This is a genomic window from Haloferax profundi (genome assembly GCF_001469865.1).
Classification (GTDB): domain Archaea; phylum Halobacteriota; class Halobacteria; order Halobacteriales; family Haloferacaceae; genus Haloferax; species Haloferax profundi.
Genome location: NZ_LOPV01000371.1, coordinates 1 through 13,642, shown reverse-complemented (window position 1 = coordinate 13,642; position 13,642 = coordinate 1). Strand labels below are relative to the sequence as shown.

At 57.8% G+C, this 13,642-nt stretch carries 8 protein-coding genes and 1 pseudogene; 3 read left to right on the top strand and 6 right to left on the bottom strand.

Annotated features, from left to right (window positions below):
• Positions 1–230, top strand: a 230-nt coding sequence (locus AUR66_RS13355) for a hypothetical protein (protein ID WP_197409788.1), incomplete at its 5' end; no start/stop codon positions are given.
• Between the two features lie 488 nt (positions 231–718).
• On the opposite strand, the gene AUR66_RS13350 is transcribed toward AUR66_RS13355, so the two are convergent.
• The 6 genes and pseudogenes from AUR66_RS13350 to AUR66_RS13335 form a co-directional block, all read right to left on the bottom strand.
• Positions 719–1,159, bottom strand: a complete 441-nt coding sequence (locus AUR66_RS13350; RefSeq protein WP_058572811.1) for a hypothetical protein — start codon at positions 1,157–1,159, stop codon at positions 719–721.
• Entirely contained in the window at positions 1,119–1,703 is a 585-nt protein-coding gene (locus tag AUR66_RS22745) for a hypothetical protein (RefSeq protein ID WP_231727893.1), read from the bottom strand. Before AUR66_RS22745 ends, AUR66_RS13350 begins: the two co-directional genes overlap by 41 nt.
• Entirely contained in the window at positions 1,687–2,088 is a 402-nt protein-coding gene (locus AUR66_RS22740; RefSeq protein WP_231727892.1) for a hypothetical protein, read from the bottom strand. Before AUR66_RS22740 ends, AUR66_RS22745 begins: the two co-directional genes overlap by 17 nt.
• A gap of 81 nt (positions 2,089–2,169) precedes the next feature.
• On the bottom strand, positions 2,170–6,138 hold the full coding sequence (locus AUR66_RS13340) for an ATP-binding protein (RefSeq protein ID WP_231727891.1): 3,969 nt from the start codon (positions 6,136–6,138) through the stop codon (positions 2,170–2,172).
• A 687-nt stretch (positions 6,139–6,825) separates the two neighbouring features.
• Positions 6,826–7,188, bottom strand: a pseudogene (locus tag AUR66_RS23305) (sacsin N-terminal ATP-binding-like domain-containing protein); the annotation flags it as partial.
• A gap of 101 nt (positions 7,189–7,289) precedes the next feature.
• Positions 7,290–8,966: an AAA family ATPase gene (locus AUR66_RS13335; protein ID WP_058572809.1), complete on the bottom strand. Its 1,677-nt coding sequence runs from the start codon at positions 8,964–8,966 to the stop codon at positions 7,290–7,292.
• Positions 8,967–9,222: 256 nt separating this feature from the next.
• On the opposite strand from AUR66_RS13335, the gene AUR66_RS13330 reads away from it, so the two are divergent.
• Entirely contained in the window at positions 9,223–11,910 is a 2,688-nt protein-coding gene (locus AUR66_RS13330) for a Piwi domain-containing protein (protein ID WP_058572808.1), read from the top strand.
• Between the two features lie 63 nt (positions 11,911–11,973).
• Positions 11,974–13,642 (top strand): phospholipase D family protein (locus AUR66_RS13325; protein WP_058572807.1); only part of this gene is annotated, 1,669 nt, incomplete at its 3' end.

Here is a 13,642-nt window from a genome sequence, read left to right as displayed (position 1 = left end):
TGGTGGAGTACTTGATAAAGAACAAGTACCTCACGAAAGACGACCTGCCGATCTCAGCGGCTCGGGCGCAGGTACGGTATCTCATCAACTCCAACCCCTCTCACGAGGATCGCGACATGGTTCGGCCCCGCATGGTCGGGGAGGGGGTCTACTTGGAGACAAACCATGACTCTTCGTCGAAGGCCCGATATTCGGCACGGTTCATCGAAGACTACGTCCTCAACGAGTGATTTGCCAGACAAGTCTGCGCACACACCGTGATAGACTCGGCTACGGGTTGGTGCTGATGGCCTCAGGGGTCACGGAGTATGCACCAATATAGGAGAGAACGACTAGTAGCGAGCTACTATCGCCGGCGACACCATCATCCATCCCTCAATCACTGACGGCATCAACCTCAAGATGAACAACCGTCCCACGCCAGACGAGTAGTACGCGCTTCCATCCGTAGCGGAATAGGGAATTATTACCGCTGAAATACATCTACGGTAATGGTTCGTCGGTATAGAGGAGAGTTAGTCGACCCGAGCAGTCCAGAGAAGTCGTCTGGCTCCCCGGGAGTCGACAACCTCGACCTTCCCGTTGCTTGCCAACCGCACCAACTCCCGTGCGATCAACAACTCACTTTCACTAACCCCGTCGCCGAGTACCCACGTCGGATACTGCTCCGACCAACCCATTACCGTGAGTAGTCGGCGTTGGGGTGGTGTAATTGCAGTCATCGCATATTCCCCATCAGTGACTTGATAATCTGTTCATCCTCATCGTCCTCATCATCTGCTTTAACCTTTGCTTCGCCCGCCTTTGCGTCACGGGCGTTCCCCACAATTTCACGTCCGGTATCGAACCCGTGCTTCTGTTCGATCAGGGTCAGCACCGCATTGTACGGTGCGGCAGGAAGTCCCTCTTCCTTGACCGGGTAGTCCTCTTCGACCAGCCCTTCGCGCTCGGCGAGCCAGCGAATCACGCGGTACGGCACGGGGTCATCACCGGGTATCATTCCCTGCTGCTTCGCGTACTTCCAGCACTCGTAAATCTCGCTGTCGTCAAAGCGGCCGCCGGGGGACTTGGTGTCCCGAATGCTGGCGGCGCACGCCAGCCACGTCAGCGCGGTGTAGCTACTCGGCCGGGGCGGTTCCTGGGAGCGAACAGCCTTCACTGATGCCGATGGTGAGCCATGTCTTCACATCGACGGGTGGTCGTTCCCAGGCCGGTACCACCACGAGAGTCCCTTGGCTACATATGATTTGGTTGACGAGGGCGTTCCACGCAGCGAATTCCTCAAGGGCGGCAGCAACGGTCCCGTGTTGGGCGCGACCGAAGCGGACGACCTCTGCACCGAGGTGCGTAAGCAGCTCTCCATCGGGCCGATTGTCGACAAGACCGAGGAGAATTGCTCCGCGACGGCCGCCTGATACGCTGTTTATCACGTGTTCAGAGTAGATATCAGCGGTGTCGCCGTCTGCAGAGAGGGCGAGTGCGTAACCCAGGTAGTTCTTTGGATGGTTTACCGGGAAGCTGCCTTCGGTGAGTCGGTGTGTCGTGGCCTGGAACCGGATGGCGTCGATAGTGGTGGAGAAGTCACCGACACCCGTAACGCGGGCAGGTTCGACGAGCGTTGCGTCGTACGGGCTTTCGACGCCGATGACGCCGATGTTGAGATTTCGGGCCAGTGCACGTGCTTGGTCAGAGATGCTCTGCATGGGGGGCAGCAACGTACCCGATATTAACTTCGGACAGGTGGCCGTGCGCCTGGTTGATACCGGTTCTGACGTCAGCGGCGCTCGGGTCGGTGTTGTGGCCTTTCGCCTCGATGGCGGCAACAGGGGTTGTCGCGGCGTCGGCGTTCAGCACTTCGAGAGCGGGCATCCCGACGCCGAGGAGGTCAGGCTCACCGTCGGTGAGGCGAATCGTGTTGTATGGTGCGAGGCGACGACGCAGGTCGTCCGGGATCTCCCACCCGCCCCACGTCGGCTTGGTGAACTGGGTTTCCGTGACAGCGTAATGGTCCGTGCTTGTATCGAGATCAGGGTAGAGTGTGTCCTTCGCGGCAGCGAGAACGGTGGGCTCGGTAAGTGTAGCTGCCATTATTATCGCTATTCACGACCTGTTATCATTAGTTTAGGGAGTGTGGGACCGCTATTGTTCAGTTGTCGTATAATGAGTGGATTATTCGTCCCACTCGATGGGGCGTTCGATGATTGGGTCGTCGCCGAAGTCGAAGCTGCGGAGGTCTACCTGAACGTTCCGTTCGCGTGTTTCGCGTTGCCGGTTGCGTAGCCGGTCGAATGGTTGTGGGATTTCGAGGAGTTCTGCGTCGCCGCTGTTGCCGAGTCGGATGTTCCGGGCGACGTAGAGGTAGTAATGCTTGCTGAGCGGGCCGCCTGCGGCTTTCCATTCGTTCCAGGAGAGGGATGGCTTGCGTGTGTTCAGGCCGGAGGTTTTGAGCTCGATGCAACGGTCGATCACTGCGTCGCCGTTGTCGTCAGTTCGGATCGTGAGGACGTCGAATCCGGGCCAGTCGCGGTCGAGCGGGTTTTCTGCGGCGGATAGGCCGCGTTGGTCTGCGAATCGGTGAATCGCGGATTCGAGGAGCTCGGAGTGTTCGCGGTGCTTTAGGTATTCTTCTGGTGTGTGAACGTCGAAGACTTTCGATTCCGGGTTGGGTTCGTCGGCGTCCGCGAGCCGCGTTCGTTCTGCATCAAGCGTAATTGCCATACCGAACGCGTCTATCTCGTCACGGTACTCTTGTGACGCAGCTCCACCCCCACCGCTATGACTACTGGATGTGGACTGTTCGTTCCCCGAGTCTTGGCGACCACCGTTATCGGATGGGTTTGTGGAGACGTCGGCGTTCTGGAGTGATTCGGCGATTCGCCGGTCGCCGATTCGAGTGACGGCGTCGATACTAGGGATGCGCGAGGAGTGTGCGCTGGTTCCAGCCGTGCCGGTGGATGATTCCGATCCGCCGTTAGCTGCTGCGGTATGTGTGTTCGTGGTGGAATCGAATGCGCCGTCATTGTCTGGTTCAGGGTCGGGTGGGTGATCTGTCACGCCGTCCTCCTTCGGTGGATCATCATGGTCACTTTCGAAGAGTGCTTTCCGAGTCACTTCGATTTGGCCGTTCGGAACTTCGCTCCCGACGGTTCGGAGTCGCTCGTGTAACGCGATAGCTGGCGTTTCGTTCTCGAACGCGTAGTCCACGAGGTTGTTGACTGCCTCGTAGTACTGTGGGACATCAAGCCGGTCGGTGTACGCGCCGGTGAGTGCGTCGACGAACGCCTCTCGGTTGAGTGTCGCGTCGATGAGGATCGTGGTAATCGTGTCGCCGTCGCGTTCAATGTGGTACGGCTGCGGTTTCGGGTCGAGATTACGGTTCCAGGTGCCGTCGGTGAGCGTGATGTTGAGATCGAGGTCGGTGACGAACACGATGTTCTCGAAGAATGACTTGGTTCGGGTCGTGTCTTGGTCGACGAGCGCGGATGATGGCCGGTTCGTTCGGAGACGGAGGACGAGCGCGGCAAGGACGGTCTGGAGCCACGTGGTGTCGATTTCGAAGCCAGAGATAGATGTCGGGAGAGGTCGTCCATCGCCGTATCCAGGTTGTTTCTCGACAGCGGCTCGCAAGTCGGTTGCGCCGCAGTATTCGCCGAGACTGACGGCTTCTGATTTGAACATAGCGAGGAGTGGAACGCCGAGATTTCCGTAGCGGTCACGACTGCTTCGTGACCGGACGAAGTAGGTGTCACCCGCGCGTTTGAGAGCGTACTTATCGTCAACCCGGCAGAGGACAAGTGCGTCCGCGACCCTGCTTTGTTCGGGGTCCCACTCGCCACTGATCTGGCTGCCACGCGTTAGTCCCGGGAGGAGTTCAGCGACGCGTGTGTAGAGTAGTTCGACAGCACTGCTGTACTGAGCGAGGTCGTCATCGGTCCACGCGAGTAACTCCCCGATACGACTGATCACGCGTTCGGCGTCCTGTGGTGAGAACGTGCCTTGCTCCAGCCGGACCCCGATACCGAGTGTGTCGGCGAGTTCTTCGAAGCTGACGGGCGTTTCACTTTCTCTCGTTGGGAAGTCCCCGTCTACGAACGGTAGCAAGGGCTGTAGCCCGTTCACGTCGAGGCTGAAGCGCTCACGGTCGCTGCGTGGAAGACTCCACGCGGCCGTTGGGCGGACGGCATCGAACGAGGTCGGCACCCAAGATGCCTGTCGGAGTTGCCACACCCACAGGTTCCAGCCGAGCTCCGATTGTTCATCGTGTGTGAACACATAGCTCACGTCACTGCCGCGCCACCGTTCGTTGGTGAACTCCGCGACAGTCGTGTGTCGTCGCTTGGAGAGACCGTGGTTCCACCAGCGCGTGAGGTGCGTGAGGAGACGATTCCCAACCTCGTCCGATTGTTTGGCGGCCGAGAGGATTTCCGACGCGTACTCTAGAGAATTCACTTGGAACAGGTACTGCTCGTCTGGGTCGGGGATTTCCGAGGTTACCGCATCCACGAGGTGGTCGCGGTACGACTGCCACTCGGCATCGGTGAGTCCCGTGTATCGGTGATCGACGGAGTAGACACCGTCTCCTTGGAGGTCTTCGGACGCTGTAATCGTCGAATTCGACGGTTGACTGAGACCCTGTGTCTGACGATACGTCTGCTGTTCACCGGGCGCGAATAGTGGTAGCGGGCGGAGATGTTCGAACACGCCGAGCCACGAGAAGAACGCTGCCCATGCTTCGAGCGTCTCTGAGCGCTCTTCGACTTCGTCAGTAGTGAACCACGTAGGTGGAGCGAGGAACTTCGGATCGAATCGTTCTGAATCAGTGTGGTCGGCGACGGCGTTGAGGAACGGTTCGATGTGGGCGTCTTCGGGGCGGTCGAGCGCGGTTTGCCAAGCCGAGCTGAAGTACACGCGGTGTGCAGGATGCCACTCGACTGTGCCGTCCTCTGTTGGCTGTGTCGGGACGGGAAGTTGTGCTAGGGCCGAGTATGGCTTCTTCGCAGATTGGTAGAGTAGTGGGGATTCTGGGCTGCGGTCGTTTTCAGGTGACTGGACGTCCGTCATTTCACGGATCGTTCGTAACACTCCGTCGGACGCGAGGATAGACGGGTCCGCATTTGGTGAGTTTGGTCCAGGGAGATGTGGGCTGATTGCAGTGTCGAACACTTGTGAGAACAGGTAGTCGTTGATGTCCCAGATCGTCTGAACGTCGGCGTCGAAGTTCGCCGGGAGTACGTCTTCTCGAAGCGGTGCCGCGCGGTCGGCGTTCGTGCCGTGGTACAGTTCACGCGGAAGAAATTCGAGCGTCGGTAAGGCGTCCGCTGTAATGTCACCCTCTGGTGGCATGAAGATCGTGCCGGCCTCGTTCGAACCGCGTATCGCGTGCTTCGTCTCTTCGGGGTCGGTTTTGATCTCAACGGGGAACACGTCTTGTCGGCGGCACGCTTCGTCGAAGGCTGAACGGTCCTCGTCGCTCTCCAGCGTTTTGCGCAGACGAACGAGATAGACAAGGACCGGATCGACCGTGAGGCGGCACGGCTCGTCGTCATCAGGGGGGATTCGGCCGAATTCACGCTCGTCAACGATGCGGAGGGGAGGATCCACAGAAACAGCAGCGAGGGCTTCAGGTATCGATGACGCGTCGTACTGTGACGCACCGTACGCAACTAGCGTCTGGGCGTGCTGGTGGGCGGATAATTCCGCTGAAGGGACGTACGGCTGGTCGTCGGCTTGACTGTCCCCGGACTGGAGGAGAGACACGAAGTCGGTACCTAAGTCCGAGAGTTTACCGGACGTTGGGGGTACTGTGATGTCATCGATGGCAATTCGTTGGTTAGCACGCGCACTCGGAAGGAATTCAACGGACGTGAGTCGGGTCTTGATCGTGTCGAATAGACAGTCCTCAACAGTCCCTTGGGTAAACGACCAGTCCCGGCCTTGCCCCAACGACGGGTCCAGCGTGGTGAGGAAGTCCCCCGCCAATGTTGCGGACTGGTCAACGAACGAAATGACACCATCTGCGAGGAGCTCACCAACTGCCGTGAACAGGAGGGCGTTGAACTGGCCGTCGTACCCGCGCGAGTCATCGTAGTTGAGTGTGAGGTTTCGGCGAGACGTGTCTGACTGGAAAGTCCCAGTCACGAGCGCTGGGATTGGGCTGCGTTCTTTCGTCGGGAGGAAAACATGAAGGTACGGTGGTCGGTCGTGAGTCTCGCCGTAAACGGGCTTGAGTTTCCAATCCCTAGGCCGAAGAGTGGGAGGGGAGTCCACAGGGGTCGCGGTGAATGCAATGCCAACGCTTAATTCTCCCATCGCATCCACCTCTGGCTGGGTCAGATCCGCGCGGTCCGATATCTGTTCATGGTCAAGGTCGGTTTGTTCGAACAGGCAGAACCAGTCGGTGCGCGTACCCTCTGGGCCCTCCGCTGTGTCTGTGGTGAGCTCTATGAGCGTTGCGTCACAGCCGGTCATATCGTGTCGGGCAGTCTCCCATTCCCAGTCTTGCCCGAGACTGCTGATTTCGATCTCTTGAAGCTGTGGCAGCAGTGCGACCGTGTTTGCGTCTAGGCCTTCGAGCTTGGTATGGATTGATTCCCGGTGCCGTACGGGGTCTCGAAGTGGGAGTTTGAACACGGTCGTAAATCCATCATTCAGAAGTGTTCGCACTCGGGGCGGAGTTGTTGTCTCGTGTGGAAGACAGAGCAAGGGAACTTGTTCAGCAGCGAGTGCGTCGTCCCGCTCAGCAGATATCTTATCGTTGCCATTCAGGAGATCTGCTGTGGTCTTTCGATTGAATTGCGCCTGAACGTTCTCTGAGTATACACTCGGATTATCCGTGACGCCAAGAACGGACGTGAACCCCCGGCCCTTGTGGCCAATGGTCGTCTCGCCAGCTTTTGTCGTCCGGGTCGTGAGCGTCAGTGCGTAAAGGTCTTCGAAGGAGAACGCCGCACCGTTATTCGCAACGAGGAGGGAGTCTTCCGTGAGTTCGAACCGTACCCGTGGTTCGTCGGTGTTGTCCATCTCGTCGACGGCGTTCTGTAGCAACTCGAAGACGAACCGACCCTCGTAGTCAGCGCGGTCCTGGCGTTCAGTCCCCGCATCAGCCTCAATTCGATCCGGATTACTCTCGTAGGTGTCGACGTGCCGGCATTGAATGTCCGAAATCGAGGCCGGCCCGGAACCGTTCATACACGTTGGTGTCGAGTCAGAGATATATACCCCCGGGGAAGTGGTGTTGAGAGAATGGCAAAGGACCAGAACTAATCGACATCAACAACACTGGAATCTGCTTAACAGATCAGGAGGAACAGCCAGAATGGAATATAACAGATTCTTGTTTCCCCTCTCTGAGTAACGAGTGACTCGCTCTCGACGACGCTCTTTGGGAGACTGTCGGTGATGACGAACCGGTACGGTGCCTGGTAGTCTAACTCCTGTAGCTCTTCGCTGTCTGATTTAGTGTGTTGACCAGAGTCAGGGTCGAAGTCTTCGGCGATTGTTTCGGCGTTGCCAGTGTGCGGGTGGTAGGAGAGGATGAAGGGGAGGACGTGTCCGTTGCGGTGAAGGATGTAGTCAACGAGGCCGGACTCGGTTTCTGTGTATTCGACATCGTATGCTCCGACGGTGTATGCGAGGCGTTTGGCGTGGTCGAAGGCGACAGTGCGGGCGAGTTTGTACTCGAATTCGTGGTTGAGCGTGTCTTGCTGTTCGTAGCCCTCGAAGCCGTGGTGATCCTGTCGCTGTGAGAGGAGAACGAGGTGGCGTGGGTTGCGGAGGTACAGGCGGGTGCGGCGGTAGCGTCGGAGGGAGTAGTCGTGTGATTCAGTGACAGCGATCCCCTCGTCAAGAACATCGAGGTAACTATCGACGGTCCGTCTGTCAACGCCGATCTGGTCACTGAGGTTTGTGTACTGGAGTTCTTCACCGGCGTTGGTGGCAGCGATGGAACTGAGTCTATGGAGGTTTTCGGGTTGTTGGATGGATCGGTACTTGGCGAGTTCTTTGTAGAGGAAGAGAAGGAAATGAGATTTGGATAGACCGTTCCGGATCGATGGGTCGTCTGTTTGGTGGAGAGTGCCGCCTGTGCGCAGGTATGCGCGCGCGGCGTCGTGAAGGTTGTCTCGGTCGTCCGCGTCGAAAATGTTGAAACAGAGTTCTGAGAGTGTCTCAACTGCATTGTCGAGACTAGTGTCGGAATCTCTTCCGGACAGCCCAGTTCGAATCGTCTTGATCGGCGATGGGCCGTCTAAGTCGGTTGATTGGTATTGTTCGAGTTGGGTTCGGAATTCGCCATCAAAATCGACGCCGAGACCTTTGCCGATTTGAACGGTGTCGATGAATTTCATCGGGAGGATCGGCCATAATTCGAATGCTTCGACAGTGTCGGCGGATTCGGTAGTGGAGATATCCACTTGAGAAGCGACGATACCGGTCAGGATTAGGTACGTATCCTCGTCGACGGCATCGAGTAGCTGTGCTTTCCGATCCTCGTTGAGGTCAAGGGCTTGGACATCGTCGAGGAGGATGAACTTTTGTCCTTGACGGGGTGCGACGTGCGTTTGGAAGTAGTCGATGACTTGGTTGAGGCGTTTGATGTCGTCGCCTTCGCGTTCAAGTTGGTATAGGGAGTCTTCTAAGGGTATGTAGAGGATTTGCCGCGGTCCGATTGCGGAGGTGAGTTCGAGTTCTGTGTTTTGGTTCGGGAAGTCGGTCGTGCTGAGGAGCGCTGCGACGAGTTGGTGGAGAAGGGTGGTTTTGCCGATGCCGGTCTGGCCGTGAATTGCGTAGACGAGGCTCTCGACGCCGTCAGTGTAGTGGGTGTTTGTCGTTTTGAGAACGCGGTGGAAATCAGATCGAGGGGTGAGGTCTGTGGCTTGCGATAGTTCCGGAGAATCATCGTTATTCCACCACTGGTTATGCTGTTCGGCGTCGCCGATGTACTCTTCTGCACTCCCTGTCCCAAGCATAGAGACGATTACTAGGGGCTAGTACAAATATTCACGCATCTCGATGTCCCTATTCAGGGTGTACTGATGTCTTGTTGTCTATCAGTCCCAGTGTAGCAAATTTCGACGCTCGGTGTCGTTCGATACTCTCTGATAAGAGTCTCATTTGTGCCATTGAGACTCTTTTTGGAGTATGCTGCATCTAAATTTGATTTATTGTGTTTGAGATTCGCCTAGTGAAAATTTATTTATTGTGGGCGTCCGTTGGTCGGTGTAGATGGCAGTCAAGGCCGATATCGAGGATGGAGAAGAGATCGACATCGCGCTGCGCGTCACGGGGATTGACGAGTGGGAGCACGATGCCATCGCTCAGAAAATCCAGCTGGAGGACATCGACAACGCGGCGATAGATCTGACAGTGTTTCACAACAACGAGGTCGCGAACTTTGAGTGGCAGATCGGGGAGTGGTATCTCCTAGAGAACGTCGTCGGGAACGAATTCCGTGGCGAGATGCAACTCAACCCAGGGTACGACCTTAACGTCACGCTATTAGACGATCCTCCAGCCGCTGTCGAGAACGACAAGTTGCCCGGTAGTGAACCCTCGGAAAGACCGGTCGACCTGTCAGGAGAGAGGGGTTCGAGCGGTGCTGCCGCGACGACATCGGATGCGTCCGATGGTGAAGAGTTCGTTAGCGGAAGCGAGGTCGATGGTAGTTCGCGCCCGACAGCTGATGGTGGCGGCAAGCTCCTGCATCAACAGCCGCTCTCGGACGGGAACTACTTGTTGCAGTTCGAACTCGGGTCGTTGCCGGAGTTACCGGTCCACGAGTACGAACTCCAGGCGACCGGTAGTGGCGGAATCGACCCTGACGATTTCACGAACGGGATTGAGGGGTTCACGGCGAAAGCGGCGAACTACTACCAGTCACGAATCGGGAGTCCCGTGACGACGGCCGATGCGTCCCGGCGGCGTATCTATGCGACCGAGAAACTCCACAGTACGATCTCGATTCACGGGTACACTGTCAAACCGGTTCATCAGGGCGAGACAACGCTTGAAGCGCGTTCGTACACGAATGACGGCCCGCTCCAGGAGTTCGTCAAGCAGGACGTGAAACGGGCCGTTGCTGGTCGTTTCGAGGTGTCCGGGATCGATTCGATCATCGAGCCCACCCCGCAACGAACCGCGAACAGCGGGTTGTTCGAAGCCTATCGGAAGTACAAGTGCCGGATTCGCGTCGATGCTGACGGGACTGTGATTTGTGGCGTGAACGTTGCGTACCATTTGGAATCGACGTTTTCCGCCGCTGAGTGGGTGCAACGCGGCCACGACATCGCCGAGGTGACCGTCGAGCATGACACGGATCTGTACGACAGTGCGCGCACGGCGAGGGTCAAGGAGGTCATCGACATGGACTACGATGATGTGCTGGACGGGCCGGGCGTCCCGATGTCGGAGTACCACGAGAAGCACGTCGAACAGGACGTCATCGACTCGATGCGGGCTGGCGACCCGATCATCGCTGATCTGCAGTACGGGAGCGGCGAGGATTCGATCTTCCCGCAGCTCCTGGCGTACTGCAAGGTCATCCCGACTTTCGACCAGTTGGGCCGCGTCGATGAGACGTTCCTGAACGTCATCCACAACGAGAGCCGGATGAAACCCGAGGAACGGTTCAATGTCGTCACGTCGTTCGTCGACCTGCTTGGCCCGACACCGTACTTCGGCTTCGACCCCGTCCCGCAGCCAACGAACGCCGGGTACCGAGAACACCAGATACGGAACCGACCAAACCTGCGGTTCGGTGACGGACAGACGGGGTTCTACGGGGCCGGCGGGCTGGAACGGAAGGGCTATGGCGTGTATAAGGCACCAGAATCGTTCGACATCATCGCGCTGTATCCCGAAGACGAGGAGGACGACGCGCGGCCGTACGTGCTCTCGCTGCTCAACAAGCTCGCAGACTACGATGCGAGTCCGACAGCGTTCGACCGCGACACCTACGAACTCAGCTCGGAATTCCACTACTCCCAGCACGCGCAGAAAGCGAGTGATTACGATGCGGCGCTGATCGTCGTGCCGGATGCAGACGAGGCTGCGGCAGCGGACTACGACGACCCGTATCCCGAGTTCAAGCGGCGGCTCGGACAACTCGGCGTGCCGAGTCAGATGATCTCCGTCGACAATCTCGGTAACGACAACTACCGCGGGAACATTTGTTCGTCCCTCATTGGGAAAGCAGGCGGCGTGCCGTGGCGTATCGACGACGTCCCAGGGGCCGTTGACGCGTTCGTCGGTCTTGACGTGACGTACGACCACGCGACCAAGCAACACCTCGGTGCGGCTGCGAACGTCATCATGGCCGACGGAACCATCCTCGCGTCAGAAGCCGTCACGAAGCAGGCTGGCGAGACGTTCGACGAGGACGACGTAGCAAACGTCATCAAGCACGTCCTGGAAATATTTGCCGAAGAGGAAGGCCGACCGCCGCGGCACGTGGTCATTCATCGGGATGGGAAGTTCTACCTCGATATCGAGAGCCTCATCAGCCGTCTCGACAAAGCCCGCGATCTCATCCAGCGGTTCGACCTCGTCGAGATTCGGAAATCCGGGAACCCCCGTATCGCCGAGTACGACGAATCGAACTCGCGGTTCGATATCGCGGACAAAGGCGTCGCCTTCCACGTCCACAACGGCGACCACTCCTATCTGACCACGACCGGTGGGAAGGAGGGTAGTCCAGGCACGCCGCGGCCGTTGCAGATCGTGAAACGCTACGGATCGACAGACCTCGACACGCTCGCGGAGCAGACCTACTGGCTGTCTGAAGCACACGTCGGTTCGCTGAGTCGGTCCACCCGGCTCCCTATCACCACGTACTACGCTGACAAGTGCGCCGATTTCGCCATGAAAGGCTACCTCACCAAGGGCAGCGTCATCCGCGGTGTCCCATACATCTGACCATGCGCCAGTACAGATTCACGCAACCACTCACGCACCCGTCAACACACCGGTAACCCTCACATGCCCAAGACTGAATTCGAAGCAACGGTCGAATTTGATGACGGCAGCACCGCTGAACTGGAGATGGCTGCCGACAAATCATGGGACAGTTTCCTGAAATACTTCGGTGACGCCCAGCACGTCTACTGCGTCACGTACAGTCAGTCCCCGGCGTTCATCTACAAGATGTTTCAGAACCGGGACCTCGCAGTGGACTCACTGGAGGTCATCGTCGGAGACAACCAGCACGACGACTACCGACGGTCGCTGAAGAACACGAGCAACGCGAAGAAAATCGCCGCGCAACTTGAATCACTGCGGCGAGACGGAAATCTCCTCATCCACACCGTCGATTCCGCGCGCGTCCTCCTCCACACGAAGCTCTATATCGTCGAGAATCAGGACGGGTCTCGCACACTCATCTGTGGGTCGGCGAACCTCTCCAAGCAGGCCTGGCAAGGGAGCAAACAAACCAACGTCAACATGGCCTGGCGTACCGATGGGGACACGCCCATCGACGAATGGTTCGAACGGCTCTACGCGTTCCACAAGGACTATGCGACGCCGTTCATGGAGGACCTCACGGAGGAGATCGAAGACGCCAAAACGGCAGAAGAAGAGGCGAAGATCTACGATATCTGGCTTGGTGGCGACGAGTTCAGTGACGACCCGGTCGCCGAGCTGAACGCCCGGCTCGACGAAGCGGTTGACGACGACCAAGTCAACACGTACAACGTCGTCAAGGACGCTGAAGAAGCAGAAAAGGCGGTGTTCGCCGCCGAAGACACGGATACCGACCCAACAGAGATCAGTCCGGACAAGCGTGTGCGCCTCTCCCCGCAGGGTCTCGAAGACGCTATCTCGAATCTGGACGACACGCTGTCCGCCAATAACATCCGTATCAACGACGGTGAAATCGTAGCGACACCGGCCGGTATCGCACGGTACAAAGAGACCTTCACCGGGTACCCCGACCTCAACGTCGACAAGGACGAGAACACGGTCGGGTTGAGAGTTGACGACTCCGTCCTCGAATTAACGGCGCCTCTTCCGGACGATCCGCAGGAAGTCGCTGACGCGCTCGATTTGATCGAGCAGTACGTCGAAACGGTCGGCGAGTACGGCGAAACGCGAACGACCAAGGAAACGCGGGCGCACTTCTACGAGGGTGTCATCTACTTCTGCTGGGCCCCGTTCGCTAACTACTGCGCCCATCACTACGCCGAATACGAATCCGCAGAGCTCGACAAGGACCTACCGTTCCTGTTCCTTCACGGCGACAACGACAGCGGGAAAGGCATGTTCTTGCGGTTCGGGGCGCGACTTATCTCGAACGGGTACGTGCAAGAGGTCACGACCGGAGACGATTTTATCAAAAACAACATCGAGCGTGCTCGTGCGTCGGACACTGTTTTCCCGTACATCGTTGATGACGTGGCGAAGTCGAAGATTGACCGGGACATCATCAAGTCGTACTGGGAGGGGAAGTGGGATGGCTCCATCCAGATGCCGACGTTCATCTTCTCCTCTAACGATTCGACGAAGCCCAAATCCGAGCTCCGAACCCGCATGAAGACGCTGGATTTCAACGTCAACTTCTCTGAACTGGAGAAGGACGAACGCGAAGCAGCCGCGCAAATCGCTGGTCAGGCAGACAGCTGCAATCTGTTCCCGTGGTTCGCGCATCTGT